The 26299-nt window shown below is 60.5% G+C and carries 21 protein-coding genes and 2 tRNA genes; 12 read left to right on the forward strand and 11 right to left on the reverse strand.

From position 1 onward, the window contains the following. Positions 1-18: 18 nt before the first annotated feature. The gene (gene rpmH, locus NCHU2750_RS00360; protein WP_117195397.1) at positions 19-153 is read right to left on the reverse strand and encodes a 50S ribosomal protein L34; all 135 of its coding nucleotides are present in this window, start codon (positions 151-153) and stop codon (positions 19-21) included. Positions 154-629: 476 nt separating this feature from the next. Between rpmH and NCHU2750_RS00365 the strand changes: the two genes are divergently transcribed. The 4 genes from NCHU2750_RS00365 to NCHU2750_RS00380 all read left to right on the forward strand — a co-directional run bounded on the left by NCHU2750_RS00365 (position 630) and on the right by NCHU2750_RS00380 (position 6071). Next, on the forward strand, positions 630-2666 hold the full coding sequence (locus tag NCHU2750_RS00365) for a methyl-accepting chemotaxis protein (protein ID WP_119938633.1): 2037 nt from the start codon (positions 630-632) through the stop codon (positions 2664-2666). A gap of 413 nt (positions 2667-3079) precedes the next feature. Further along, positions 3080-4579: a sensor histidine kinase gene (locus NCHU2750_RS00370; protein WP_119938634.1), complete on the forward strand. Its 1500-nt coding sequence runs from the start codon at positions 3080-3082 to the stop codon at positions 4577-4579. Between the two features lie 132 nt (positions 4580-4711). Continuing rightward, positions 4712-4788, forward strand: a tRNA-Arg gene (locus NCHU2750_RS00375). 245 nt (positions 4789-5033) lie between these two features. Continuing rightward, positions 5034-6071, forward strand: coding sequence for a 4-hydroxyproline epimerase (locus tag NCHU2750_RS00380; protein ID WP_119938635.1), 1038 nt, complete (start codon positions 5034-5036; stop codon positions 6069-6071). Positions 6072-6107: 36 nt separating this feature from the next. On the opposite strand, the gene NCHU2750_RS00385 is transcribed toward NCHU2750_RS00380, so the two are convergent. Beyond that, positions 6108-7031, reverse strand: coding sequence for a tetratricopeptide repeat protein (locus NCHU2750_RS00385; RefSeq protein ID WP_119938636.1), 924 nt, complete (start codon positions 7029-7031; stop codon positions 6108-6110). 253 nt (positions 7032-7284) lie between these two features. Between NCHU2750_RS00385 and pyrC the strand changes: the two genes are divergently transcribed. The 4 genes from pyrC to NCHU2750_RS00405 all read left to right on the forward strand — a co-directional run bounded on the left by pyrC (position 7285) and on the right by NCHU2750_RS00405 (position 11479). Continuing rightward, positions 7285-8325 carry a dihydroorotase gene (gene pyrC / locus NCHU2750_RS00390; RefSeq protein WP_119938637.1) on the forward strand — a complete coding sequence of 347 codons (1041 nt, stop codon included), beginning with the start codon at positions 7285-7287 and terminating at the stop codon, positions 8323-8325. A 125-nt stretch (positions 8326-8450) separates the two neighbouring features. Then, complete coding sequence (locus NCHU2750_RS00395; protein ID WP_119938638.1) at positions 8451-9638, forward strand: GGDEF domain-containing protein; 1188 nt, start codon at positions 8451-8453, stop codon at positions 9636-9638. A 161-nt stretch (positions 9639-9799) separates the two neighbouring features. Further along, positions 9800-10495, forward strand: a complete 696-nt coding sequence (locus NCHU2750_RS00400) for an orotate phosphoribosyltransferase (protein ID WP_119938639.1) — start codon at positions 9800-9802, stop codon at positions 10493-10495. 57 nt (positions 10496-10552) lie between these two features. Next, positions 10553-11479, forward strand: coding sequence for a carbohydrate kinase family protein (locus tag NCHU2750_RS00405; protein ID WP_119938640.1), 927 nt, complete (start codon positions 10553-10555; stop codon positions 11477-11479). Between the two features lie 79 nt (positions 11480-11558). Here the strand turns inward: NCHU2750_RS00405 and pgi are convergent, their stop codons facing one another. From pgi to NCHU2750_RS00420, 3 genes are all read right to left on the reverse strand, one after another. Beyond that, a complete protein-coding gene (gene pgi / locus NCHU2750_RS00410; RefSeq protein WP_119938641.1) occupies positions 11559-13184 on the reverse strand; it encodes a glucose-6-phosphate isomerase in 1626 nt (541 codons plus the stop codon). 107 nt (positions 13185-13291) lie between these two features. After that, positions 13292-14539: an alpha/beta hydrolase gene (locus NCHU2750_RS00415; protein WP_119938642.1), complete on the reverse strand. Its 1248-nt coding sequence runs from the start codon at positions 14537-14539 to the stop codon at positions 13292-13294. Positions 14540-14678: 139 nt separating this feature from the next. Beyond that, positions 14679-16382 carry a long-chain-fatty-acid--CoA ligase gene (locus NCHU2750_RS00420; protein ID WP_119942773.1) on the reverse strand — a complete coding sequence of 568 codons (1704 nt, stop codon included), beginning with the start codon at positions 16380-16382 and terminating at the stop codon, positions 14679-14681. Positions 16383-16608: 226 nt separating this feature from the next. Here NCHU2750_RS00420 and NCHU2750_RS00425 point away from each other — a divergent pair, with 226 nt between their 5' ends. Together NCHU2750_RS00425 and NCHU2750_RS00430 are read left to right on the forward strand one after the other, a co-directional pair. Further along, positions 16609-17001 (forward strand): PRC-barrel domain-containing protein, encoded by a 393-nt coding sequence (locus NCHU2750_RS00425; protein ID WP_119938643.1) that lies wholly within the window; start codon positions 16609-16611, stop codon positions 16999-17001. Between the two features lie 111 nt (positions 17002-17112). Then, positions 17113-18222, forward strand: coding sequence for a hypothetical protein (locus NCHU2750_RS00430; protein WP_119938644.1), 1110 nt, complete (start codon positions 17113-17115; stop codon positions 18220-18222). Positions 18223-18228: 6 nt separating this feature from the next. On the opposite strand, the gene nadE is transcribed toward NCHU2750_RS00430, so the two are convergent. The 4 genes from nadE to NCHU2750_RS00450 all read right to left on the reverse strand — a co-directional run bounded on the left by nadE (position 18229) and on the right by NCHU2750_RS00450 (position 22210). Continuing rightward, a complete protein-coding gene (gene nadE, locus NCHU2750_RS00435; RefSeq protein ID WP_119938645.1) occupies positions 18229-19227 on the reverse strand; it encodes an NAD(+) synthase in 999 nt (332 codons plus the stop codon). Further along, positions 19224-20792: a class I adenylate-forming enzyme family protein gene (locus NCHU2750_RS00440; protein WP_119938646.1), complete on the reverse strand. Its 1569-nt coding sequence runs from the start codon at positions 20790-20792 to the stop codon at positions 19224-19226. The genes nadE and NCHU2750_RS00440 overlap by 4 nt, the downstream gene beginning before the upstream one ends. A 19-nt stretch (positions 20793-20811) precedes the next feature. Continuing rightward, positions 20812-21069 carry an acyl carrier protein gene (locus NCHU2750_RS00445; RefSeq protein WP_119938647.1) on the reverse strand — a complete coding sequence of 86 codons (258 nt, stop codon included), beginning with the start codon at positions 21067-21069 and terminating at the stop codon, positions 20812-20814. Positions 21070-21256: 187 nt separating this feature from the next. After that, the gene (locus NCHU2750_RS00450) at positions 21257-22210 is read right to left on the reverse strand and encodes a D-2-hydroxyacid dehydrogenase (RefSeq protein ID WP_119938648.1); all 954 of its coding nucleotides are present in this window, start codon (positions 22208-22210) and stop codon (positions 21257-21259) included. Between the two features lie 138 nt (positions 22211-22348). On the opposite strand from NCHU2750_RS00450, the gene NCHU2750_RS00455 reads away from it, so the two are divergent. Further along, positions 22349-23461 carry an NAD(P)/FAD-dependent oxidoreductase gene (locus NCHU2750_RS00455; RefSeq protein ID WP_119938649.1) on the forward strand — a complete coding sequence of 371 codons (1113 nt, stop codon included), beginning with the start codon at positions 22349-22351 and terminating at the stop codon, positions 23459-23461. A 128-nt stretch (positions 23462-23589) separates the two neighbouring features. On the opposite strand, the gene NCHU2750_RS00460 is transcribed toward NCHU2750_RS00455, so the two are convergent. Together NCHU2750_RS00460 and NCHU2750_RS00465 are read right to left on the reverse strand one after the other, a co-directional pair. Then, a tRNA-Thr gene (locus NCHU2750_RS00460) sits at positions 23590-23665 on the reverse strand. A gap of 115 nt (positions 23666-23780) precedes the next feature. Further along, entirely contained in the window at positions 23781-24737 is a 957-nt protein-coding gene (locus NCHU2750_RS00465; protein ID WP_119938650.1) for an NAD(P)H-dependent flavin oxidoreductase, read from the reverse strand. Positions 24738-25026: 289 nt separating this feature from the next. Between NCHU2750_RS00465 and NCHU2750_RS00470 the strand changes: the two genes are divergently transcribed. Further along, a complete protein-coding gene (locus tag NCHU2750_RS00470; RefSeq protein WP_162939430.1) occupies positions 25027-26289 on the forward strand; it encodes a hypothetical protein in 1263 nt (420 codons plus the stop codon). Positions 26290-26299 lie beyond the last annotated feature (10 nt).

The following is a 26299-nucleotide window of genomic DNA, read 5'->3' on the forward strand; positions in this document are numbered from 1 at the left end:
GTCCGGGCAAGTCGGCCGTTAGGCCGACAGACGAGCGCGGCCGCGTGCGCGACGGGCAGAAAGAACCTTACGGCCACCCTTGGTAGCCATGCGGGCACGAAAACCGTGACGACGCTTGCGAACAAGCTTGGACGGTTGGTAGGTACGCTTCATTTATTTAATACCGCGGTGTGCGGCCCTTCTTGGGTATTGCTTCTCAAGGAAGCAAAAGCGTTTCGGAAAATGCGCAATGGGCGGAATTGCCGTGGCAGCCCGCCGTTTGAGCGCGCGGGCATATAGGTCAGGTTGGGACTGAAAGTCAATTGCCACCGGCGGAAAGCCGCAGAGGCCTCGAGACAAGGGTCATAATATAAGGAAAATAAAATTCAATTATTAATAATTAAGTTATTTGAATGATCCGCTATGGTTGCGAATTTCTGGTCGAATTTTGCAAATGTCATCTCCACGGAGCCTCAGGACGAAAACTTCTTCCTGAGATTGTATTCCGCCGCGTATTGATTTTCCTCTTGGTGGCTGTTTTCGCGGTTTTGGTTGCACTCAGGGCTTATTAACAACTCGATGCTATTTCTGGCCCATCAGGAGTAGCGGGAAGGCCCCGATATTCTCTGCGGCTTATTGGAGGGGTAGTCGTGAGAGTTGCAGCAAAGATCAATCTTCTTGTCGGGCTGATGAGCCTGGTCGCGTGTATTATTGCCGGCCTGTCCATCTTTGCCGTGACTGAATATCACAACAAGCAGCAGGCCTATGCCGATATTGCCGACCGGGTCTACAAGGGCGAGCGCCTCAATCGCCTGGTGACGGCTGTTGTCATGGATGCGCGCGGTATTTATGCCGCGGACACGATCGAAGCGACCAAGCCCTATGGTGACAATGTCATCAAGAGCCTCGGGAACATGGAAAAGCTGATTGCCGATTGGGCGGCGGTCGTTCCCCCGGCGCAAAAGTCGGAGTTCGACAAGCTGGTTGCGGGGTTCAAGGATTTCAAGGCCATCCGCAGCGAGACGGTGCGCATTGGTGCGCAACAGGGACCGGAAGCCGCAAATACCCAAGGGAATAATAGCGTCAATCGGGCCAACCGCACGGCCTATCAGGCGGACATCGACAAGGTGGTGGCATCCGATCTCGCTGATCTCGCTACACTAAGTGCGCAAATGAGTGCCTTCGGTAACCTGATCTTCTATTCCGTGTTGATCGTTGCGATTGTCGGTGTTGGCGGTGGCCTCGCTTTCGGTCTTTATCTCGGCCGCCAGGTCAGTCAGCCGATTTTGCGCCTCACCTCCGCCATGGGGCGCCTGGCCGAAGGCGATTATGACGCAGCCGTGCCCTTCTCCGGCCGCAAGGATGAGATCGGCGACATGGCCGCTGCGGTCGAGGTGTTCAAGACCAATGGCCTTGAAGTCGCCCGCATGACAAGCGCCGAAGCGGGCATGAAGGCCAAGAATGATGATCTTCAGGCGCGCATGGCAAGTGTTGTCTCCGCCGCGGCTGAAGGCGACTTTACGCGGCGCATCGACAAGCAGTGGGGCGTCGAAAGCCTCGACCGTGTCGGCCGGAATATCGACCAGTTGATCGCAAGCGTGGACGCGGGTGTATCCGAGACCCGCCGTGTCGTTCGAAGCCTGTCGGACGGCGATCTGACGGACAGCATGCGGGGCGAGTTCAAGGGCGCATTCGCGGAACTGCAGCATAACGTCAACGCCACGATGGAGACGCTGCAATCCACCATCGGCAAGGTGCTCGATGCATCAGGCGCCATGAACAACGGATCGGCAGAGATCAGCAGTGCCTCCAACGATCTTTCACGGCGCACCGAGCAGCAGGCTGCAGCGCTCGAACAGACCTCTGCGGCGCTCGATGAGATAACCTCTGTCGTCAAGACGTCGACCGAGCGCGCCAACGAGGCTACCATCATGGTCGGCGAAGCCAAGGAAAGTGCCGCACAGTCCGGCGCGGTGGTCCGCAACGCGGTTGCCGCCATGGGGCGGATCGAGCAGGCCTCGGGCGAGATCGCCCAGATCACCAATGTCATCGACGAGATTGCCTTCCAGACCAATCTCCTGGCGCTGAATGCAGGCGTCGAGGCAGCACGCGCCGGTGAGGCCGGCAAGGGCTTTGCCGTCGTCGCCCAGGAAGTCCGCGAGCTTGCCCAGCGCTCGGCAAGCGCCGCAAAAGATATCAAGGCTTTGATCGCCAAATCGGGAGAAGAGGTTGCCGGCGGCGTGAAGCTTGTGCAGCAGACGGGCGAGGCTCTGTCGGAGATAGAAGTTCGCGTCGCCCGCATCAACGATCACATCCAGTCGATCGCCGTTGCATCGCGCGAACAGTCGACCGGTCTTGCCGAGGTCAATACGGCGGTAAACCAGATGGATCAGGTCACCCAGCAGAATGCTGCCATGGTCGAGGAAAGCTCGGCTGCGACCAGCAAGCTCTCTTCCGAGGCGGATGCCCTCTATCGGCTGGTGTCGCAGTTCAAGATTGCGGCGGGCTCGAATGCCGCACCGAGGATGGGTACGCCGGCGCGTCCTGCTCTTGCTCAGGCCGTCGCCGGCCATACGCCCCGTAAATCACCCGTCAGGGCAATGACCGGTGCACTGTCTCGAGCTTTTGGAGGAGGGGCTGCGGTTGCCACGACGGCCAGCGTTGCAACCGATTGGGAAGAATTCTGAGCGAAAAAACAAACATTACCGAAATTTAAGGCGGGGGTCATCGTGTCCCCGCTTTTGTATTTTCCGATGCCGTCGGATCGTTGCCTCAGGTATGAGTGAGACATGGAGAACGGATGAAATATTGACCGGGCCCTTCGGGCGATCCGTCATATTTGTCTTGCGTTTTCATAATCTTGTGCGCCGCAGCAATCCAGCGGTCTAGCGTCTCGAATGCGCTGGATGGTATGGCCGGCGAGTCCTCGTCTGACGCTGGAGGCACAAGCACCCGCTATCCGGTCCAGCGTGTTTCGTCACCTGGCACGCACCAACGGAACCGTGAGCGACGCCCCCGGGGCTGTTCAAATTTTGGTGACGCGGTAAAATGGTCGCATCTGCAGGCAGTCGAGACACCTTGCCTGGAATTGGAGATCCATATGGACAGCGGGGTTCACACCTCGGACCGTAAGGAAGCATCGCCGGAAGGCGCCGGGCCAGGCCCGATGCCGACTGTTTTGCGTGGTCTTTCTGGGCGGTTGCTGTGGCTGACGATCATTTTCGTAATGCTCGCCGAAATTCTGATCTTCATGCCGTCCATGGCCGGCATGCGGATGAACTGGCTGCGTGATCGCCTTGATACCGCTGCGGCGGCCGGCATCGTGATCGACGGTCTGCAGCCGGCAGAACTTCCCCGTGCGGTGCAGAACGATACTCTCCTTGCCACCGGCACCAAGGTCCTGGCGTTGCGTAAGGATGGCACGTCGCGCCTCTTGGCCGCAACGGAAGTGCCGCCGGAGATCGATGCGCAATACGATCTCGCCCACACATCCTTCCTAGGCTCGATGCGCGACGCACTCGATACGCTGGCCTTCGGCGGCGACCGCGTCATGCGCGTCTTCGGCCCGATCGGCGACAGCGACATGATCATTGAACTGGTCATGACCGACAAGGCGTTGCGCACCGACATGCTGAAATACGCCAAGAAGATGTTCTTCATCTCACTGCTGATTTCGCTGATCACGTCGGTGCTGATCTTCCTTGCGATCAACCGGATGATGATTTCTCCGATCCGGCGGCTGACCCACAGCATGCAGCTCTTCTCCGAGCAGCCCGAGGATCCGTACCGCGTCTTTGCCGGTGATCGATCGCGTGGCGAACTCGCGGTGGCAGGACGCCACCTGACAGCCATGCAGGTGCAGCTTCAGCGAACCCTCCGACAGCAGAAGAACCTGGCCGACCTCGGTCTCGCCGTATCGAAGATCAACCACGACATGCGCAACATTCTGGCATCGGCCCAGCTGATGTCGGACCGCCTGACGGATGTCGAGGATCCCATGGTCAGAAGCTTCGCGCCGAAGCTCCTGCGTACCATCGACCGGGCTGTGGGCTATACCAACGAGGTCCTCGCCTATGGGCAGGCTTCCGAGGGGGCGCCGCGCCGCCGCCGGGTCAACCTGTCCGACCTCTGCCAGGAGGTCCGTGACATGCTGGCGATAGATCCCGATTCGCGCATCGAGTTTGTCGAGCAGATCTCTTCCGATCTGGAGATAGATTGTGACAGCGAACAGATATTCCGCGTCATTCACAACATCTCGCGTAACGCCGTCCAGGCGCTGTTGACGCATGACATGGCTGATCCGAAGGCGCAACGCCGCGTGACGATCTCGGCGCATCGCCTGGGAAGTGTCGTAGGTATCACGATCGACGACACCGGACCCGGCATGCCGCGCAAGGCGAGGGAGAACCTCTTCTCGGCATTTCGCGGTTCTGCCCGCTCGGGCGGTACCGGCCTTGGCCTGGTCATCGCCCGCGAACTGGTGCTTGCCCATGGCGGCACGATCGCGCTGGTCGAAAAGCCCGGTCCGGGCACGCAGTTCCGCATCGAAATTCCAGACCGGCCGGTATCGCTTGATGACTATCGCGCCCGCGCGCTATGAATTTACTTTAATAAACAAAGGCTTGTTAAATTCGTGACGGCAAAATGACATTATTCTCCGCAAAACCGCTTGCAATCTTCTGCGGCAGCCTTTAGAGGATCGCCACGCCAGCGGAACACACCGCTGACAGACGCACCCGTAGCTCAGCTGGATAGAGCACCAGACTACGAATCTGGGGGTCAGGAGTTCGAATCTCTTCGGGTGCGCCATTCTTTCTTCCTTCTCATTCCGGATGAAATTAGATTGGCGCCGTAGGCCCAGTCTGAATTTTCCCCGCTGATTTCGCGGCGTGAAGCCTGAATGGCGAATCGAACGCATATCCTTCTGTTGAACTGAAACATGTTGCTCCGCCGACGGCCAGGGGATACGCATTGCGCTATCCGTAACCGCATGGTCAGACACGTCGGTCGATTGCTTCAGGCGGCCGCGAGAGGATCTTTTGGAGTAAGCATTAATGAGATGGAAGCGTACGATCCAGTTGCTGGATGTTCACGCGGAGGGTGAGATTGGCCGTGTCGCTATCGGCGGTGTCCCCAAGATTCCCGGCAACACTGTCGCCGACCAGCTGGCCTGGCTGAATTCCGATCCGAAGGGCCAGGAACTGCGCCGCTTTCTCTGCCTTGAGCCGCGGGGCACGCCGATCGGCTCTGTCAACCTACTTCTTCCTCCCAAGCACCCCGATGCCGATGCGGCCTTTGTCATTCTCCAGCCGGATCAGGCGCATGCGAGTTCGGGATCGAACTCCATCTGCGCAACCACCGCTCTTCTTGAGGCGGGTATCGTCGAGATGAAGGAGCCGGAGACGATCGTCACGCTGGAAACAGCGGCCGGCCTCGTCCGCGCCGTTGCCACCTGCCGCGACGGGCGTTGCGAGAAGGTCAAGCTCACCATGGTGCCGTCTTTCGTCCATGAACTGGACGTGAAGCTGCAGACGCCCGAATGGGGCGAGATCACCCTCGACATCGCCTATGGCGGTATCTTCTACGGGCTTGTCGATGTTTCCCAGATCGGGCTGACCATTGAAAAGAAGAATGCAGCGGCACTCGTGCAGGCCGGCATGATCCTCAAGGATCTGGTCAATCGCCAGATCCCGGTCGTTCATCCGGAAATCCCGGCAATCTCCGGCGTTGCCTATATCATGTTCCGCGATACGGAGGCTGACGGCACCGTGCGCACCTGCACGACCATGTGGCCGGGCAGGGCAGATCGCTCTCCCTGCGGTACCGGAAATTCCTCCAACTTGGCCACGCTCCATGCGCGAGGCAAGGTAAAGGTCGGCGACACCTTCCTGTCGCGCTCAATCATCGGGACACAGTTTGAAGTCGGTTTGGCTGGAGAGACTGTCGTCGCCGGCAAGCCCGCGATCATCCCGACGATTGCCGGCCGCGGTTTCACCTTCGGGCTTCACCAGGTGGCGCTCGACCCGTTCGATCCGCTGGCCGACGGCTTTGCCATGACCGATGTCTGGGGTCCTTCGGCGGGCGACATCTGAGAACGGCTTTGCCATAAATCGCGACAGCGGGACCTATTAGATCTCGCTGTCGGCCTTGGCCGGTGTTTCGACATCACCCTGCTTCAGAACCAGCGAGCTCACACCTTCCACGTCCTCCTGCGAGGGTGCCGGAACGATGCCGAGTTCCTGGAGCTGTATGTACTTGCTGGCGCCGAACATGTCGCCCTTTTCTGCCGCCTGGCGATAGAGGTCGGCAGCCTTTTGCATGTTCGCCGTAATGCCCTCGCCGGTCTCGTACATGATGGCAAGGTTGATCATTGCATCGACATTGCCGCGTTGGGCTGCCAGATCGTACCATGCGATGGCCGTCTGGTCGTCGGCGGGCACAAGCTTGCCCTCATCATAGATCGAGCCGATGTTGAACGCGGCCGTGTCGTCGCCTGCGGCCGCAGCCTTCTCGAACCAGTCGAGCGCCGTCTTCACATTGGCCGTTGTTCCGAGGCCATCGCGATAAGCGACGCCGAGATTGTAGGCTGCCAATACGTTGCCGTTGTCGGCTGCCTTCTGATAGTAGCTGATCTCCGCCTTGTCGTCGCCGAGGCGCCCCATCAGCATGCCGTAATTGACCATCGCTGCCGCATAACCGTCCTTCGCCGCGACGTTATAGGCGTTCATCGCCTTGTCGGGCTCGTCGGCGCGGTTGAACGCGCGGCCGAGCTGATAGGCAAAGCGGGGGTTCCCGGTGGCATCGAAAGCCGTGCGGCAGGATTCAACGGCTTCACTACCGATATCGGCGATATTGACCGGCGCGAATGCTCCGTTGCGCTGCTGGTCGTAGGGGCTGCCGGCCAGACGATCGCAATCATTCTGCTGCGCGGATGCCAGGATGAGGGTGTTGCGCTCAGCGGCGTCGGGTGAAACGGTCAGCGCCATAAGCGCGACTGCGGCGCCGGTGGTAATCGCAAAACCCTTGTTGACTTTCAGGGCCCGGGATTTCATTCTTTGCTCCGACTTCGAATCAAATTCTGATTGCTTAACGAACGCGGCACAGCGTCGCTTGTTCCGTCATCTCATCGATGAAGTGCCTTTCGGCGCATCTGCAACCAGCACGATCTCGTGAACGATAATCCGGCCCGGTTCTCCTTGATTGGACGTTCCGATCCCGTCCCGTGACTGAAACGGGGACTGACCGAGATTGTCTTCCCTCCCGCTTTGATGCTAAGCGAGGAAAAAATCTCAACGGAACAGCCTGATGAAAACGCTCACTATTCGCCGCCCGGACGATTGGCACCTGCATCTGCGTGATGGTGAGGTCCTCAAGGGCGTCATCGCCGATACGAGCGCTCATTTCGCCCGCGCGATCATCATGCCGAACCTTGTGCCGCCGGTCGTCACCACATCTGACGCTGCAGCATACCGTGAGCGCATCATGGCAGCCCTGCCAAGCGGGCATAGGTTCGAACCGCTGATGACGCTCTATCTGACGGAGCATACGAACCCCGATGATGTCGAGGCGGGCAAGAAGAGCGGCCTGATCCACGCCGTGAAGCTTTATCCCGCCGGCGCCACCACCAATTCCCATGGTGGCGTGCGTAACCTGGAAAAGGTCATGCCGGTTCTGGAACGCATGGCGAAGATCGGCCTTCCCCTTTGCGTTCACGGAGAAGTCACAACGCCCGAAGTCGATATTTTCGACCGCGAGGCCGTCTTCATCGAAACCGTTCTGGAACCGCTGCGCAAGCGCCTGCCCGAACTGAAGGTAACGATGGAGCATGTCACCACATCCGATGGCGTTAACTACATCAAGTCGTCCAAGGCCAATCTTGCCGGCTCCATCACCACCCATCATCTGATCATCAACCGCAACGACATTCTCGTCGGCGGCATCAAGCCTCATTATTACTGCCTGCCGGTGGCCAAACGCGAAAGCCATCGCCTTGCCCTGCGCGCGGCCGCCACTTCCGGCGATAGCCGCTTCTTCCTTGGAACCGATTCCGCCCCGCATCTCGATCCGCTAAAGGAATGCGCCTGTGGCTGCGCCGGGATCTACACCTCGGTCAATACGATGAGCTGCCTCGCGCATGTGTTCGAGGATGAGGGCGCGTTGAACAAGCTGGAAGCCTTCGCGTCATTGAATGGCCCCGCATGGTACGGCCTCGCGGCCAACGAGCAGACCATGACGCTGACGAAACAGGAAACTCAGGTCAGCTTCCCGAGCAAGCGGGATACGGCTGCGGGCCTGATCACGGTCTTTGATCCGGGCTTTCCGCTATTCTGGAATGTTACGGGTTAAAATTTGAAGTTGCCTGAAAAGGCCCTGCAATTATTCTGATTGTACGTGCGGCGGTAACTCTTTGGAGAGAATCCGGCTTTAGCTTCCGCTCGGATATTGAATAAATCTTCGAAGAGAAATTCAGCATGATGCTCGATTATCAGTCTCTTCTGCTTGCGCTCGGTGTATCGGCCGCATGTCTGATGATTACGTTGCTCGGCACATGGTTTTCTCGCCGCACGGATTCCTTTCTTCTGACACTTGTTGTTTCCCTGTGCCTGGTCGTGTCGGGTATAGTCGCCTATAGTTCCTATACGGAGAGCTCCGGCATCGTCCCAGCCGCTCTTGCCTACGGCCTTCTGATGTGCGGTTTCTCGACGATCTATGCCGCGGCGGTGCAGTTCCGCACTGCCGCGCGCCCCTGGCGTCTGGCCGCAAACGTTTCCTTGGTCAGCATGGCGTTGGGCTTGCCATTGTTCCTGACGGGACTGGATGGGCTTGGCATCATCATGATGAATGTCCTGACCGCACTTCTCTTGATCGGTACCGGCCTTCAATACTGGGCCGCGCGGCGGGAGGCTCCCGGACCTCTTGGCGGCATGGTCATCCTCTACATCGTCAGCGGAATTTCCTTTGCGCTATGTGCCGCCGTCCTGATTTACGATGGCAGCCTCAGTATCGGTCATGCGCCGCAGAACTGGGCTGAAAATCTGAACGTAGGCATCTGCATTGCCGGCATGACGGGTATCGGTGCCCTGTCGCTCGCTCTTCACCAATGGCGTATGGCAGCTCTTCATCGCCATGAGGCAATGACCGATTCACTGACCGGCCTGCTGAACCGCCGCGCCCTGTTCGATCGCTATGGCGGCCGCAGCTTCAATGTCTCGACCGCCGTGATCGTCTTCGATCTTGATCGATTCAAGGCGATCAACGATCGCTACGGGCACTCTGCCGGCGACGAAGTCCTGCGGATTTTTGCACAGGATCTGCTGGCTGAACTGATCCCCTCTGCCAGTGTCGCAAGGCTTGGTGGCGAGGAGTTTGCCCTGGTCGTCGGCGAGGTCATGCCCGGCCGTGCCGAGCGGATTGCCAACGATATCCGCAGACGCTTTGCTGCGCGCGACATTGTTGTCGGCGGTCATGTGCTGCGCTGCACCGTCAGCGCCGGCGCCGCCGTCGGCCTGCCCGAGGGCCAGCCGTTCGAAACCGTTCTCAATCTCGCTGACGCGGCGCTCTACGAAGCCAAGAATGCCGGTCGCGACCGCGTCGAGCTTGCTCCTTACCTCCGGTCCATTCCCATCGCGCCGGTCGCCGATAGCCGCACCTCCGCGTGATCCTGCTTAAAACTTTTGGCGTTCGCGCTGTTTCTCTGGCTAACCCCTCACCATGCTGCTATTGCGGCGCGTGGTTCTGAGCAATGTCCGGCAAGAGTGCGAACGCGGTTTCGTGTACGGACTTGCATCGAAAAGCGGAAAGTCAGGCAAGGAGCGGGCGCATGATCCAGACCACATTTATCAACCGGAATGTAATGGCCGAACTGATGGCCAAGATGCTTTGGGAAATCGGGGCCGTGCACTTCAGTGCGGACAAGCCCTACACGCTTTCCTCCGGCATGATGAGCCCGGTCTATATCGATTGCCGCAAGCTGCTTTCCTTCCCGCGCGTTCGCTCGACCATCATGGATTTCGCCGCAGCGACGGCTTTGCGCGAAGCCGGTTTCGAGAAATTCGACTGTATCGCGGGTGGTGAAACCGCCGGCATCCCGTTTGCCGCGCTTCTGTCCGAACGCCTCGGCCTGCCGATGATCTATGTCCGCAAGAAGCCCAAGGGTCATGGCCGCGCCTCGCAGATCGAGGGGCATCTGCCGGAAGGCGCCCGCGTCCTCGTCATCGAGGATCTGGTGACGGTCGGCGGCGGCATGTTCACCTTCATCGATGCGATCCGTGCCGCCGGTGGCGTTGTCGATCATGGCATGTCGCTGTTCTTCTACGACATGTATCCGCAGGTTGCCGAGCGCTTTGCCAATGGCAAGGTTCAGTTCCACCACATCGCCACCTGGCGCAATGTGCTGGCCGTTGCCCGTCAGCAGAAGCTCTTCGACGAAAAGACGCTGTCGGAAGTCGAATCCTTCCTCGACGCGCCGCTGGCATGGTCGGGTCGCCACGGCGGCGTAACTGAGCTTTCGCTCTAGTATTGATATAAAAGCTCAGGTATCGATGGGTGAAACAATGATTTCGGGAGGAAATCGATGATCCTGTGCTGCGGCGAAGCCCTGATTGACATGCTTCCGCGTGAGACGACGCTGGGCGAGCGGGGCTTTTCGCCCTATGCCGGTGGCGCCGTCTTCAATACTGCGATTGCGTTGGGGCGCCTTGGCGTCCCGGCAGCTTTCTTCACCGGCCTGTCCGACGACATGATGGGCGACATCCTGCGCGATACTCTGCGCCAGAGCCATGTCGACTTTTCCTATTGCGCCACGCTTTCGCGACCCACGACGATTGCCTTCGTCAAGCTCGTCGACGGCCACGCTTCCTACGCCTTCTACGACGAAAACACCGCTGGCCGGATGATCACCGAAGCCGATCTGCCGGCGCTCGGCGACGATTGCGAGGCGCTGCATTTCGGTGCGATCAGCCTCATCCCGGAACCTTGTGGCTCGACCTACGAGGCGTTGATGGTCCGGGAGCATGAAAAGCGAGTCATCTCGCTCGATCCGAATATCCGTCCCGGCTTCATCAAGGACAAGGCGTCCCATCTCGCCCGTATCCGCCGCATGGCGGCGATGTCGGATATCGTGAAGTTCTCGGATGAGGATCTGGCCTGGTTCGGCCTTGAAGGCGACGAGGAGACGCTCGCCCGCCACTGGCTGCATCACGGTGCAAAACTCGTCGTGGTCACCCGCGGTGCAGAAGGCGCCGTTGGCTACACCGCAAGCCACAAGGTCACGGTGCCGAGCCAAAAGGTGACGGTGGTCGACACAGTCGGCGCCGGTGACACGTTCGATGCCGGCATTCTGGCCTCTCTCAAGATGCAGAACCTGCTCACCAAGGCGCAGGTTGCAAGCCTCACCGAAGGCCAGATCGCCAAGGCGCTGTCGCTCGGCGCCAAGGCCGCTGCCGTCACGGTCTCGCGAGCAGGGGCAAACCCACCTTTCGCGCACGAGATCGGATTGTAACCACTACATCCTATCCGAACAAAAAAGCCCTCCGGAAAGGCGATTCCGGAGGGCTTTCTATTGGTTGCGATTGTCTTGCTTACTTCTTCAACCCGGCCAGGGTCTTCACCAACCCTTGCGTCGATGAGTCATGGCCGGCAGCACTTTCCTTGCCTTCGACGACAGGAAGCAGGCCGGTTGCCAGTTCCTTGCCAAGCTCCACGCCCCACTGGTCGAAGGAGTTGATGCGGAACAGGACGCCCTCGACGAAGACGCGGTGTTCGTAAAGCGCCACGAGACGACCGAAGGCGAACGGCGTCAGCTTGTCATGCACGAATGTGATCGACGGCCGATTGCCGGTAAACACGCGATGCGGCGCGATGAAATCGGCCTTCTTGTCGTCCATGCCCTTGGAGGTCAGCTGGGCTTTCGCTTCCTCGAAGGTACGTCCCTTCATCAGCGCTTCCGACTGCGCCAGGCAATTGGCGATCAGGAGGTCATGCTGGTGGCGCAGCTCCGGCTCGAAACCGTTTGCCGCAATCATGAACTCGGCCGGTATGATGCTCGTGCCCTGGTGGATCAGCTGATAGAAGGCGTGTTGGCCGTTGGTGCCGGGCTCACCCCAGACGACCGGACCGGAATTGCCCTCGACCGGTGTGCCGTCGATCGTGACACCCTTGCCGTTCGATTCCATGTCGAGCTGCTGCAGATAGGCCGGGAAGCGCAGGAGGCGCTGGTCATAGGGCAGGATTGCGCGTGTCGGGTATCCCAGCACGTTGCGATGGTAGAAGCCGATCAGGCCGAGCAGCATCGGCAGGTTTTCGCGCACCGGTGCGGACCGGAAATGGTTGTCCATCGCATGGGCGCCGTCGAGGAAGTGACCGAAGTTTTCCGGTCCGACGGCGATCATAAGCGGCAGGCCGATCGCCGACCAGATCGAGTAGCGTCCGCCGACCCAATCCCAGAAGCCGAACACCCGTTGAGCATCGATACCGAAGGCGGCCACCTTGTCGAGCGCGGTGGAGACGGCGCAGAAATGATGCTGCACGGCCGCATCGCCCAGCTTGTCGGCAATGAATTTGCGCGCCGAAGCGGCATTGGTCATCGTCTCGATCGTCGTGAACGTCTTCGATGCGATGATGAACAGCGTCGTTTCGGCATCGAGCAGCTTCAGCGTATCGGCGATATGGGCGCCGTCGACGTTGGAGACGAAATGGGCTCGCGGGCCGTCATGGAAGGGGGCGAGTGCCAGCGTCGTCATCACCGGGCCGAGATCGGAGCCGCCGATCCCGATGTTGACGACATCGGTAATCTTCTTGCCGGTGGCGCCCTTTAGCGCACCGGAGCGGATGCCATCGGCAAACTTGCCCATGGCGGCAAGCACGGCGTTGACATCCGGCATCACGTCATGGCCGTCGACCAGAACCGGGGTGTTGGAGCGGTTGCGCAGCGCCGTGTGCAGCACCGCGCGATCCTCGGTGAAATTGATGGCGACACCGGAGAACATCTCCTCGCGCTTCTTCGCCACACCGCCTGCCTCTGCAAGCTTTTCAAACAGCGCGAGGATCTCCTCGTTCACCGCAGTCTTCGAATAATCCATAGTAAGGTCGTCGAAGCGGGCGCTGAATTTTTCGAAGCGGCCTGCATCCTTGGCGAAGGCGGCACGAATGTCCGTCGCCTTGGTAGCGTCTGCGGTTGCCTTGAGCTGTTGGACGATGGTCTGCATGATTTCCTCGCATTCTGCAGAATGATGTACGGGAACCTATTCGCTTTCTTGTCCAAATCAAGCGCTGGTGGTGCGTCTTTTGCGTGACCCGCCAGCCAATTGTCTGCCTACTGTCCGACCGCCGTCTCTACTGTGTTACCCACCGCCTGGCCAAAACGGCTGACCTGCTCGTCGTAATTACGCCGCGTCGTCGGGTCGAACACCGCGATCGGCGCGCTGACGGCAACGCTTGCAGCACCGCCGACGGTCTGTGCCGTGCCGAGCGCGACTGCCCCCAGCCGCTCACCGAGCCCGACATCGCTGTCGGTCACCGTCTGGCCGTCGATCAGGCGATTGCCGATCAGTTTTACCACTTCGGGACTTTCGGCGAACTTGCCATGGTTCAGGCTGTCGCCACCGCGAAGCTTGGTGAGGTCGAGCACGACGATACCCGCCTTCTCGAATTCGGTGCGATAGGGTTCGACGGTCGGGTCGACCTGGCCCAGCCGATCGATATTGCCGGAGATCCGGCGCGACAGGCCGAGCGCCCGGTCGTCCTGAGAGACGAACAGGGTGAAATGCGGATGCTTGGGGCCGAGCTCGGCAAACTGCCGGCTGAACACGTCGACATCGAGATCGGGTGAGGCAAGGATAACATTGGTGATCTTCGGCGCTACACGGCCGTCGCGGATTGCCATCTGGCGCAAGGCCTCGACCGTCAGCCACGATCCCATCGAATGAGCCATGACCGTGACTTCGCCAACCGTCGGATCGGTGGCGAGGCGCCTGAGCATGCTCTCCAGCGCGTCACGGGAATAGTTGGTGCTTTCCTTGTCGTAATTATAGGCGAAGATGCTGCCGCGCGACGGCCAGGTGAACAGGACAGGGGTCGCATCCGTCTTGGAATCGTGGACGATCTGGGCGAACCGGTAGACGGCATCTTCGTAGCGGTTGTTGAAGCCGTGCACGAACACCATCACCCGCCGGCTCTTGGTCAGATGGCCGTGCAGCCAACTCCTCGCGTCATCCATCTTCATCGGCGTGACCGACAGCGTGGCAAATTCCTTGCTCGGATCTGCAGGAAGCTTGCGGGGCCATTCCACCTGGCCCACCTTGCGGTTCTTGTCCGGCGGTATGGAAACCGAGATCTCCGTGACTGCAGGTTCGCTCCCGCGCTCTCCCGAAAACAGGACACCGGGAACGGTGCTGGGCCGCCGGGTGGTCGCCACCAGAACGTCGACCTTGGTGGCTCCGGCGGGCTCGGCCGCGGTGCTGGGGATGAGCACGCCCTGAGGTCGTCCCGCACAGCCCGAAAGGGCGGCGAGAATGGTGGCGACGGCGATCAGGCGAAACGAAAATCCGGCACGGTCTTGCAAGCGAACTCCAACAGCATTCCCCGGCTCCGTCAGAAGCGCTAACCAAGCTTTGTCTTACCGTCTACCGTTAATCGGAATATTACAGTTGCTCGCAAACCGATGTTTCGCTGCCTGTCGCCTCCGGGCAACGGTTGCACCTCTACCGCAATTCCCGCCGCAGGATCTTGCCCACATTCGACTTTGGTAACTGGTCGCGGAATTCGATGAAGCGCGGCCGCTTGTAATTGGTCAGGTTGGCGGCGCAATGGGCCTTCACGTCCGCTTCGGTCAGCGCCGGGTCCTTCTTCACCACGAACAGCTTCACCGCCTCGCCGGAATGCTGGTCGGGTATGCCGATTGCCGCGCATTCCAGGACACCTGGATGCATCGCTGCCACTTCCTCGACCTCGTTCGGATAGACGTTGAAGCCGGAGACGAGGATCATGTCCTTCTTGCGGTCGACGATCTTGGTATAGCCGCGGGCATCCATATAGCCCATGTCGCCGGTGCGGAAGAAGGCATCCGGCGTCATCACCTTGGCAGTCTCGTCCGGGCGGTTCCAGTAGCCTGCCATCACCTGCGGCCCGCGAATGCAGATCTCGCCGACATTGCCGAGTTCCACCTCGTGGCCATCGTCGTCGCGGATCGAAATCTCGGTCGAGGAGACAGGCAGGCCGATCATGCCGGAAAATTCCGTCGTATCCAGTCGATTGGCCGTGGCGACCGGCGATGTCTCCGACAGCCCGTAACCCTCGGTGATCGGAGATCCGGTCATGGCGAGCCACCGCTCCGCCACCGGCCGCTGTACCGACATGCCGCCGCCGAACACGAGGATCAGCGAGGAATGGTCGAGTTTCTGGAAGTCGGCATTGTTCATCAGTGCGTTGAACAGCGTGTTGAGGCCAGGAAAGACATGCACCGGATATCTCTGCAATTCCTTGACGAAGGCAGGGATATCCCGCGGGTTGGCGATCAACAGGTTATGACTGCCTGTCGCCACCCCCATCAGCGAATTCACCGTCAGCGCGAAGATGTGATAGAGCGGCAGCGCGCAGAGAAACTGCAATTGATGCGGTCGCGGCTTGGTCAGGAACGCGGTCTCGAGCCATGTCCCCATCTGCTCCCTGTTGGCCAGCAGATTGGCATGGGTAAGGATCGCGCCCTTCGAGACGCCCGTCGTGCCGCCCGTATATTGCAGGAAGGCAATGTCGTGAGGGCCGACATCAAACGGTTGCGGCGCCGTCGCTGCCGCCTGCGCTCCCTGCGCAAGCGCCTGCTTGAAACTTAGATGCCCCGGCAGCGACCATTGGGGCACCAGCTTCTTGACCTTGCGGACGACCAGATTGACGATATGCCCCTTGGCGCCGAGCATGTCGCCCATCGTCGCCACGACCACGTGTCTGACCTCGGTGGCCGGCAGCACCTTCTCGGCGTTCGCCGCGAAATTTTCCAAAATGAAAAGCGCCTTGGCGCCCGAATCCTTCAGCTGGTATTCGAGTTCGCGCGGCGTATAGAGCGGATTGACATTGACCACCACGAGCCCGGCGCGAAGGATACCATAGACGATAACCGGGTTCTGCAGCACGTTCGGCAGCATCACCGCAACACGGTCACCCTTTTGCAATCCGCGGCTGAGCAGCCAGGCGGTGATCTTGCTACTCTCGGCTTCCAGCTGACGGAAGGTCAGCGTCTTGCCCATGCTGGTAAACGCCGGGCGGTCGGCATAACGCGAGCAGCTTTCCTCGAACAGGTCTCCGAGAGAACGATGCGCCAGCGGGGGTATCTCCTCCGGCACGCCGGGCGGATAGGATGCGAGCCAAATCTTGTGCGGATTGGTCGGGGCTCTTGCCGCCTGTTCGTTCATGAGAGCATCCTCCATGCTCGTTGGCATTGTTTCAAGGCGGCGGAAAAGTCCTCCACTTCCCCGCAACCTATATTAGGTCATTCGCAGGCGATCGGAAAGACCACCCCATTCTCGGACAGCTATCTGACTTTAACGTAAGCGTCAATTGTCGCATGTCGTGGGAACGATCGCTGCCCTCGATAGTTCTATCATCGTGACAGGCAAAACGACCCCAAGGAGGTATGTCATGCTGCATCATGAACCCCGTCCGGGACAGGATCCCTATGTGAAGGATACCCCGTCGCTGATCGCCAGCGACAAGGTGGAAGGCACGGCGGTCTATGGCGCCGATGGCAAGAGGATCGGCTCGATCGAACGCATTCTTCTTGAAAAGCGCGGTGGTCGCGTCGGTTATGCCGTGTTGAGCTTCGGCGGCTTCCTCGGCATCGGCGATGATTATTACCCGCTGCCATGGGAAAAGCTGCGCTATGACGAACAGCTCGACGGTTACCGCATCGACCTGACCAAGGACCAGATCACCGGCGCGCCCCGATATCACGACCTCGAAGACGAGAGCTGGTATCGCGCCAAGGACCGAACGATCTATGATTATTACGGCGTGCCGCCTTACTGGATGTAAGCCAGCCCCAGTTATTCCCGAGAGAGGCTCCGCAAGGGGCCTCTTTTCGTTTGTTTAAGTCTCTTCTGGCAGGGTCCCGCCACGGCGATGCGAGCCGACGGGATGAGCGATATGGTCGAAAAAGCGGGCGGCGTACGTGATCTGGAACGGGAAGATCTTCCCGCCGTCGCAGCCCTGTTTCAGAAGACCTTTCGCCGGTCCGAGCCGGCTCGCCCGTCGATGGTCAGCTACCTAAGCGAAACCCTGTTCGACCATCCGTGGTATGACGAAGAGATCCGCTCCAAGGTCTTCGTCAATCCGGACGGCAATATCGGAGGTTTCATCGGCGTTTTTCCCTCCCGCCTTGAACTGGAGGGGCGCCTCCTGCGTGCAGCTTTCGCCGGTTCGATGATGGTGGATCGCCACGAGCAGAACCCGCTTGCCGGTGCGCGCCTGTTGCGCGCCTTCCTTTCCGGCCCCCAGGATATTTCGCTGACCGAAACGGCCAATGCGGTGGCGCTTGGCATGTGGCAGAAACTCGCGCTTCCGCTCGATATCGCCTACAGCCTCAACTGGCTGCGCGTATTGCGCCCGGCCGGCACGGCGATACAGATCGCCGAACGCGGCATGAAGGCGGCGCGTTTCCTTCGTCCCGTCGCCTCGCTCACTGACGGTATCATCGAGCGTGCCGGCCTCAAGGGCTTTCGCGTGCCGCCGATGCAGGGGATAGGCCGCACGAATTTCTGGGATGCCTCCCGCGAAGAATTTTCCAACGCCATGCTGAAACTCGCCGAGCGGTTTCCGCTGCGCCCGCAATGGGATCGAGCCTCGCTGCAATGGTTCATGGATCAGGCCGAGGCCAAGCGCCAGTTCGGCAAGCCCTCGTGGCGCATTGCCGAAAATCGCAGCGGCGATCTGGTCGGATGCTATGTCTATTATGGTCGTCCCGGCGGTATCGGCTGGCTGCTACAGGCGCTTTGCGCCCCGAACGTGGCGGGCGAATTGGTGGACGACCTGTTTGCCCAGGCCGATGCAGCCGGCTGTGTGGCGGTCCGCGGTGCCGGCCATCCCTGGCTGACGCCGGAACTGATCAGCCGCAAGACGCTGTTTTACGGCCGGGCCTTCTTCGTCGCCCATGCCAAAGACAAGAGCCTGCTTCAGCCAATCAAGGCGGGAGAAGCCTTGATCAGCGGCCTTGCCGGTGAAAACTGGACAAGGCTGATCGGCGACGATTTCGACTGAGCTCGGTCAGTCGAGCATGGTCACCGGCCGTGCATGCAGATAGTCCGCCACCTTGCGTTTCGAGGCGATATTGCGCCAGACGGCATCCACCTGATCCGGCGTCAGTGAAGCCGCCTCGGCCGTTTCCTCACGCGAAATGCCCCGGTCGAGCGCATAGAGGCAAAGATCCATCCGGTCATAGGGAAGCGAGAAATAATACTCGTCCTGCCCCTGCGGTAGCGACCATGTATCCGTCGTCGGCGGGCGGCGGCGGATTTCTTCCGGCACGCCCAGAGCTTCGGCCAGCTGATAGACCTGTGTCTTGTAGAGATGCGCGATCGGCTTGAAATCGGCAGCCCCGTCGCCGTTCTTGACGAAGAAGCCCTGATCGTATTCCAGCCGGTTCGGCGTGCCGGCCACGGCAAAGTTCAGCCGGTCGGCATGGTAATATTCGATCTGCTTGCGGGTCCGCTGTTTCATGTTCGCCGCTGCGATCATGCCGAGATAGACGTCGAGCGGCATCCGGTGCCGGCTCTGCTCGCCTTGCGGGTTGGCAACCACCAGCCAGGAAATATTGTAGCCACGCCCGGTCAATGCATCCTCCAGCACTACCTTGCAGCCCCAGCCATCGGAAAATTCCGGCACGATCTGGCGGATGAAGCCGTCGCGGCGGGCATAGCAGCCCTGGGCGGCGAGCGATGGCCCGATATCTTCCAGCACCGTGTCGATGCCGACGGCTTCCGCCAGCGCCGTGCCGAGCCGCAGACTGTCCGGGTCGCTGTCATGCTCGGGCATGAACACGCCGGTTACCTTGCCCTTGCCGAGCGCGCGCGCACAGAGCGCCGCCGTCACGCTGGAATCGATGCCGCCGGAAAGCCCGAGCACGACACCCCGCTTGCGCAGGTCCTTGAGCACGGTGAGACGCAGCCAGTCGCAGATGCGCTCGATCTCGGCTTCCGCATCAAGCACGAGGCTTTCGGCAGAAAAGGCGGCAGTCCCTTTCGAAAGGGCAGGGCTGTTGGTCATGCGACATTGTCCTCGATTTCGGGGCCAAATGGAGAAGAAGGGATTGCTTCGGCGCTAAGCCTTATCTTGCCGGTACTCGTCTTCGGCAGCGCATCGCGGAATTCGACGCTTTTCGGTACCATGTAATCTTCGAGATGAGCCGTGCAGTGGCGCAATATCTCTTTCTCGGACAGCGTGACACCCGGCTCCAGCGCCACATAAGCACGGATCAATTTCCCGAAGACCGGATCGTCGATGCCCGCCACCGCCGCCTCGCGAATGCCGGCAAGCGCATAAAGCACCCGCTCGACTTCCTGCGGGCTCACTTTTTCGCCGCGCGTCTTGATGATGTCGTCGCGCCGGCTGACGAAATAGAGAAACCCCTCGTCATCGGCCTTGAACAGGTCGCCCGTATGAAGCCGTCTGCCATCGGTCGCCATCGCCACCTTGGTTGTCGAGGCAAGCGCGTCGCCCCAATAGCCGGTCATCACATGCGGCCCTTCGACGATGAGTTCGCCGATCGCACCGGCTGGCGCTTCGTGGCCATCCTCGCCGATCACGAAAGCCCGCGTACCCGGAATGGCCCTGCCGACCGATAAGGGACGACGGTCGACATCCTCCGCCGGCAGATAGGTGGCGCGAATGCATTCCGTCTGGCCATACATCAGCAAAAGCTTTGCATCCGGCAGGAGCATGCGCAATCGCCCGCTGGTCGCAGGCGGCATGGCGGCAGCCGCACTGGTGATGTAGCGCAATGCAGGCAGGAAACCCGGCTCAAGGTCCTGCATGCCGGCAATCAGCGCGGCCATTGGTGGCACCAGCGGAAAGCCGGTCGCCTTCGCCTCGTGCAGCCGCTGCAGGGTTTTGCGCGGAAAGGCAAAGCTCTTCTCCAGCACCAAGGTGCCGCCCACCATCACCATGGTCAGGATCTGGGTGATCCCGTAGCCGAAGGAGATCGGCAGCACGCTCAGGACAATGTCGTCGGATGAATTCTGCAGATATTCGACAATCGAGCCGCAGGCAAAGAGCAGGCTGGCATGGCTGTGCATCACGCCCTTCGGCGCCCCGGTGGAGCCCGATGTATGGATGAGCATTGCCAGCGCCTCGGGGCCGGCCGGCGGCCTCGCCGGCATGCCTCCGTCTTCAGCAATCATGGCGTCATAGGCCAGCCATTTGCCGGCCGCCTGCGCGGGTGCCGAACCAATCGAAATCGGCAGGGGTGCTGAAGCAGCACCCGCCAGGGCCGCATCCACCACCGGCGCAAGGCGTGCCTGCGCAACAATCGCAAATGGTTCGGTCGCGTCGATGATGCCGCGCAGCTTGTCCGGCTTCATCGTGGCCGAGAGCGGGCAGGGCACGGCCCCCGCCTTCCAGCTGGCAAAGAAGGCAACGACGGCCTCTGCACAATTATCGGAAAGGATCAGCAGCCGATCGCCCGCGCCAAGACCCCTCGCCACCAGTGCTGCGGCCAGGCGATCGGACAGGCCGTCGAGATCCGCATAGCTCAGCCAGGTCTCCCCGGCGATCAGCGCGATCTTCGATCCTTGACGGCCGGCGCTTTGACGAAGGTGATCCTCGATACGCATGGGCGCCGCCTCGCGCAGCTCAGGCTGCCGCCGGCAGCTTGGTCGCCAGATAGCGGGTCATGTTGTTGATGCTGTCGAGATTGTCGGGGATGATCTCGTCATCGGCGATCGAAATCCCGAATGTCTGTTCCAGAAAGGCGATCACCTCCAGAACACCGGTGGAATCGATCACACCGCTATCGAGCAGCGACTGGTCGTCGTCGAGTTCGGCGTCAGCGCGAAACAGAAAGTTTTCCGCAATGAATTCCCGCACGGGAGCGTTGAAACGGTCGATCATGAGCCAAGGCCTTCCCCAAAGAGCGGCCGGTCATGCGAATTCAACTCATGAGAGTTCTGGACGCGGGGCCACGATTATCCATGTAATGAAACTGCCCGAAAGAGCTGAATCTTTCGCTAAATCTTGTTTTCCACTTCGGATTATTCCCGAATATACGCAAACGGAAGAAAGGACATTGCCGCAGTCCTCATAGAACATTCGACGGCGTGCCCTTCTCGAAATTCTCGATATGCCCGATCACCTGCGACCACAGGCCCTGCATCGCCTCGTCGCTTGCCCAGGCCACATGCGGCGTCAGGATCACGTTCGGTCGGCTGATGATTGAAAGCAGCGGATTGTCGGCCGCCGGCGGTTCTTTGGTCAGCACGTCGAAGCCTGCACCTGCAATCAGCCCCTCGTTTATGGCCGTGACCAGATCCGCCTCGTTCACCAGCCCGCCGCGTGCCGTATTGATGATCAGCGGATGCTTCTTCATCTTGCGGAATTCCGCAATCCCGATCAGGTCGCGCGTCTCGGGCTTCAGCGGCATGTGCAGCGTGATGATATCTGCTGTCTCGAGCACGGTTTCGAACGGCGTATAGCCCTCGGCCACCTCACTTGCCCCCTTGCGGCCGGCAAACAGCACCGTCATGCCGAGCGCCTCGGCAATCCGCGCGACAGACTTGCCCAATGTGCCGCCACCGAGAATGCCGATCGTCGAGCCGGCAAGATCGCGGATCGGATGGTTGAAGAAGCAAAATTGGTTGGCCCGCTGCCATTCGCCGCCGATCACGTCCTCGCGAAAACCTATGATCGAGCGGCGCAGGGCAAAGATCAGCGCAAATGTGTGTTCCGGCACGGTGTTGACCGCATAGCCGCGGACATTCGACACGACGATGCCGCGCGCCTTGGCCGATGCGAGATCGATGACGTCGTAACCCGTCGCCGCCACCGTGATCATCTTCAGCTTCGCAGCGCCGGCAATCGAAGCGTCCCTGACCGGCGCCTTGTTGGTGATGACGATATCGGCATCGTGAATACGCTCGGCCACGTCGATTTCCGCCGTCTTGCCATACTCGACCCATTCATGGGGAAAGTCCGGCCGGGTAATCGTCACAGCCGGACCGATCGTATCGCGATCGAGAAAAACAATCTTCGTCATTTCAACCTCCCCAAAATTAGTTCCGGCTTGCTTTCGCTGCACGCCTGCCTGAGGAATACAGTCCTACATCATTCGGATCGTGGCGAAAGCCAAAGAACGCGCCGGAGAGTTCGCCAAACGGAGCGCAAGGGGAGTTGCATGGGGGAAATTCTCGAGCTCGACTGTGTCGTGATCGGTGGCGGTGTGGTCGGCCTGGCGATTGCCCGCCGGTTGGCGATCGCCGGCAGGGAGGTTGTCGTTCTCGAAAGCGAGCCGCTGACCGGCAGCATCACCTCCTCGCGCAACAGCGAGGTGATCCATGCCGGCCTCTATTACGCTGCCGGAAGCCGCAAGGCCGAGCTTTGCGTCAAGGGCAGGCAGGCGCTCTATGCCTATTGCCGCGAACGCCATGTGCCCCATCGCCAATGCGGCAAGCTGGTCGTCGCCTCCAATGAGGACGAAGTCACCTATCTTGAAAAACTGTTGAAACAGGCCGCCGCCAACGGCGTCGATGACTGCTACCTGATCGATGCAGCAGCGCTCCACGCCCTTGAACCCGAGATCCACGGCCACGCCGCGCTAGTCTCACCTTCCACCGGCATCATCGACAGCCACGGTCTGATGGATGCCTATATCACCGATATCGAGGCCCATGGCGGCTCGGTCGTCGTCAATTCCCCGGTCCTGTCCGGCGAATTGACGAAAGAAGGGGCGCTTCTTTCGGTCGGCGGTGCCGATCCTTTCGAGGCGACGGCGCGGCTGGTGGTCAATTCCGCCGGGCTCGAAGCTTGGGCGGTCTCGCAGAACATGCGCGGGCTCGATCCGGCGACCATTCCCACCCGCGCCTATGCCAAGGGCAATTATTTCACCCTTGCCGGCAAGGCGCCGGCCAGCCGGTTGATCTATCCGGTGCCGGAGCCGGGCGGTCTCGGCACCCACCTGACGCTCGATCTCGGCGGTCAGGCCCGCTTCGGCCCGGATGTCGAATGGGTCGATGCACCGAATTACGATGTCGATCCCGCCCGTTCGGAAAAATTCTATGCCGCAATCCGCAAGTACTGGCCGCATCTGAAGGACGGTGCCCTGCAGCCCGCCTATGCCGGTGTGCGGCCGAAAACGGTCGGGCGGGAAGGCGGCGGTGGCGGCGATTTCGTCATCCAGGGGCCGCAGGCGACGGGCCATCCCGCTTATGTGGCTCTCTACGGCATCGAGTCTCCAGGCCTGACCTCGTCCATGGCAATTGCCGACGAAGTCTGGCAACTGACCGCATAATAGGTCATCAGCGGCTAGACGCCGTGCGAACATGCCCCGGTCTTGCGATGATGATCGGCATTTATCTGCACGAGTCGGCATCAGAAATGCATCACGCGCATTGTTTTATATATTGTGGGAAAGGAAAATGGTGCCGCTTACGTGACTCGAACACGTGACCCCATCATTACGAATGATGTGCTCTACCGACTGAGCTAAAGCGGCATCAGCGAACCGGTCGGCTCGCTACGGTGAGGCGCTGATACAGGCATCGGATCAGAATTTCAAGCCGGGATTTTCTTTCCGCTTTGGTTTTCCCGCTCAACGCATCGGTCCACGTTCAAAGGGCGAGCCTCTGGCGCGCCATGCGGTATTCACTTTCTAATCGGTCGACGAGCGCCGTAACCGGCTCGATGGCCTTGACTGCTCCCACCCCCTGGCCGGCGCCCCAGATCTCCTTCCAGGCCTTCGCCCCGGTCGTCGCCTTGTCGAAATCCATCTTCGACGGGTCGGCGATGGGCAGCGCGTCCGGATCAAGGCCCATCGCTGTGATCGAGCCTCTCAGATAGTTGCCGCGGATGCCGGTAAAATAGTTGGAATAGACGATGTCGGCGGCATTGGAGGCGACGATCATCTCCTTGTAGCCGTCGGATGCGCGTGCCTCCGTGGTCGCGATGAAGGGGGAACCGATATAGGCCATGTCTGCCCCCATCGCCTGTGCCGCCAGAATGCCTCCACCGGTGGCGATTGCGCCGGCAAGCAGGAGCGGCCCGTCGAACCATTGACGGATTTCCTGTACCAGCGCGAAGGGGGAGAGCGTGCCCGCATGCCCGCCGGCGCCGGCCGCCACCGCAATCAGGCCGTCGGCACCCTTGCGGATCGCCGAATTGGCATGCCGGTTGTTGATCACGTCATGCAGCACGATGCCGCCATAGGAATGGATCGCGGCATTCACTTCCGGCACGGCGCCGAGCGACGAGATCACGATCGGCACCTTGTATTTCACGCACATCATCAGGTCGTGTTCCAGCCGCTTGTTCGACATGTGGACGATCTGGTTGACGGCGAAAGGTGCTGAGGGACGGTCCGGATGCGCGGCGTCATGGGCGGAAAGCTCTTCGGTGATCTGCGCCAGCCATTCGTCCAGTTGGCTCTCCGGCCGGGCATTCAGGGCTGGAAAAGACCCGATGATTCCAGCCTTGCATTGCGCCAGCGTCAATTCCGGATGCGAGATGATGAAGAGCGGCGACGCCACGACCGGCAGGCGCAGCCTGTCCTTAAGGACCGCTGGAAGCATGTAGGAAACCTCCCGAATTACCTTTACGTAAGATGGTGTATCAGATGAATTTGCCGGGGGGAAGTCATCGGTCTTTCGCCGAAAAGAACCGCCTGTCATGGATTTGCCACCATGTTCCGGCCGTTTGGCGCCTGCGAAAGCGGTGCAGCAACGCATATTGGAAGCCATCGATAGGGGACGAGGCCTGACGCCTTCTTGCAGTTCGGCGGCGGAGACGTTACCGAGAAGTTAAGACGCGGGGTGCTCGATAGGTGCGCGCCGAAAGTGAAATGAACCGGAAGGACCGGCAGTGAGCGGCCTGGAAACAGCCATACGTAATGCGTTGGATCGTGCCGAACGAGGTGATGGTCAAGTTCGCGCCCGTATCTATCAGTCGGCGCGACAGGCGCTGGATGCCGGCCTGCGCAAGCAGGGCGTGACCGACAATCTCGTCATCCTGCAGCAGCGCAAGCGCCTGGAAGAGAAGATCCGTGAGATCGAGGACGAGGAAATCGATCGCATGGCGCGCGTGGCGGAACCGGCGCGAAGCGAGCAACAGATCGATCCTTTCCTGCTCGATCCGGTGATGCGCAGCGATAGCCCAGCAGCCTCCGGCAGAAGCGAGCAGCCACCGGAAATAGAAATGCCGGCCGCCGCGCCGCGCGCGGCCGTTTCTCCTTCCTCTGCCGGGTCATCTGCGATCGGTGGTGTCACCCGTTCCACCTCCGTGGAGGCTGATCGTGGTGCAGGTCCATCCGTCATGCCGGACGAAGTGCCCGCTGCCTATCGGGATGCGCCGGTCTCGACACCGCTTCCCGAAGTCCCGCAAGCCGACATGCCGTCCGGCAAGGCCGGTCGCAAGGCGGAGAAGAAGAAAAAGGCCAAGGCTGCCGCCGAAGCGCCGGCAAGGCGCAGCAGAAGAGGCCGCCGCAAGCGCAGCCTTCTCTCCCGTCTGATCACCTGGATCATCACCCTGGCGGTTGTCGCCGTCGGTTGCTACATCTTCTATCAGTCCGGCATGGTCCAGTCGGTCATCGATGACGCAACGCGCAGCGCAAGCCGCCTCGCCGGCGTGCAGGCTTCGGGACAGGGGCCATCGGCGCTGTCGTCCCGCGGCGGATTTACGGACGAGTGGGCCGATATTTTCGAGCCGAAGGACACGTCAGCCTTCAAGGCCGAAGCCCAGGCGCAGGCTGAGATCGGCACGGGTTCCGAAGGTCCGGCGCTCAAGATCACCTCGTCAAGCCCGAACGAGGCCGGCGACGTGGCGATTACTGTGCCAGTCGACGTACTGCGCCAGCTTGCCGGCAAGAGCGCGACATTTGCCATCACCATTCAGTCGGCCGGCAACCAACTTTCGCAGTTTGCTGTAAGCTGCGATTTCGGCAGCCTGGGTTCCTGCTCGCGGCATAGGTTTACCGCCACGCAGGAAAGGCAGGACGCCTTGCTCAAGGTGGATTTCAGCGGCACGGCTGCACCGAACGCGCCCGGCCGCCTGCTGATCAACACCGGCATGGGCGGCACCGGCAATTCGGTCTTCATCTATTCGATCCGGGCATTGCCCGGCGAATAAGATCAGCCCT

Origin of the sequence: Neorhizobium sp. NCHU2750 (genome assembly GCF_003597675.1) — a bacterium.
In the GTDB taxonomy this organism is placed as follows: Bacteria; Pseudomonadota; Alphaproteobacteria; order Rhizobiales; family Rhizobiaceae; genus Neorhizobium.

Excerpts from the sequence above, each read along its gene's own strand:
- NCHU2750_RS00430 (WP_119938644.1), top strand. The coding sequence starts at position 17,113 with ATGGTCGAAAAAGCGGGCGGCGTACGTGATCTGGAACGGGAAGATCTT.
- rpmH (WP_117195397.1), bottom strand. The coding sequence starts at position 153 with ATGAAGCGTACCTACCAACCGTCCAAGCTTGTTCGCAAGCGTCGTCAC.
- NCHU2750_RS00380 (WP_119938635.1), top strand. The coding sequence starts at position 5,034 with ATGAGATGGAAGCGTACGATCCAGTTGCTGGATGTTCACGCGGAGGGT.
- NCHU2750_RS00395 (WP_119938638.1), top strand. The coding sequence starts at position 8,451 with ATGATGCTCGATTATCAGTCTCTTCTGCTTGCGCTCGGTGTATCGGCC.
- NCHU2750_RS00440 (WP_119938646.1), bottom strand. The coding sequence starts at position 20,792 with ATGCGTATCGAGGATCACCTTCGTCAAAGCGCCGGCCGTCAAGGATCG.
- NCHU2750_RS00405 (WP_119938640.1), top strand. The coding sequence starts at position 10,553 with ATGATCCTGTGCTGCGGCGAAGCCCTGATTGACATGCTTCCGCGTGAG.
- NCHU2750_RS00400 (WP_119938639.1), top strand. The coding sequence starts at position 9,800 with ATGATCCAGACCACATTTATCAACCGGAATGTAATGGCCGAACTGATG.
- pgi (WP_119938641.1), bottom strand. The coding sequence starts at position 13,184 with ATGCAGACCATCGTCCAACAGCTCAAGGCAACCGCAGACGCTACCAAG.
- NCHU2750_RS00385 (WP_119938636.1), bottom strand. The coding sequence starts at position 7,031 with ATGAAATCCCGGGCCCTGAAAGTCAACAAGGGTTTTGCGATTACCACC.
- NCHU2750_RS00465 (WP_119938650.1), bottom strand. The coding sequence starts at position 24,737 with ATGCTTCCAGCGGTCCTTAAGGACAGGCTGCGCCTGCCGGTCGTGGCG.
- NCHU2750_RS00455 (WP_119938649.1), top strand. The coding sequence starts at position 22,349 with ATGGGGGAAATTCTCGAGCTCGACTGTGTCGTGATCGGTGGCGGTGTG.
- pyrC (WP_119938637.1), top strand. The coding sequence starts at position 7,285 with ATGAAAACGCTCACTATTCGCCGCCCGGACGATTGGCACCTGCATCTG.
- NCHU2750_RS00370 (WP_119938634.1), top strand. The coding sequence starts at position 3,080 with ATGGACAGCGGGGTTCACACCTCGGACCGTAAGGAAGCATCGCCGGAA.
- NCHU2750_RS00445 (WP_119938647.1), bottom strand. The coding sequence starts at position 21,069 with ATGATCGACCGTTTCAACGCTCCCGTGCGGGAATTCATTGCGGAAAAC.
- nadE (WP_119938645.1), bottom strand. The coding sequence starts at position 19,227 with ATGACCAACAGCCCTGCCCTTTCGAAAGGGACTGCCGCCTTTTCTGCC.
- NCHU2750_RS00420 (WP_119942773.1), bottom strand. The coding sequence starts at position 16,382 with ATGAACGAACAGGCGGCAAGAGCCCCGACCAATCCGCACAAGATTTGG.
- NCHU2750_RS00450 (WP_119938648.1), bottom strand. The coding sequence starts at position 22,210 with ATGACGAAGATTGTTTTTCTCGATCGCGATACGATCGGTCCGGCTGTG.
- NCHU2750_RS00425 (WP_119938643.1), top strand. The coding sequence starts at position 16,609 with ATGCTGCATCATGAACCCCGTCCGGGACAGGATCCCTATGTGAAGGAT.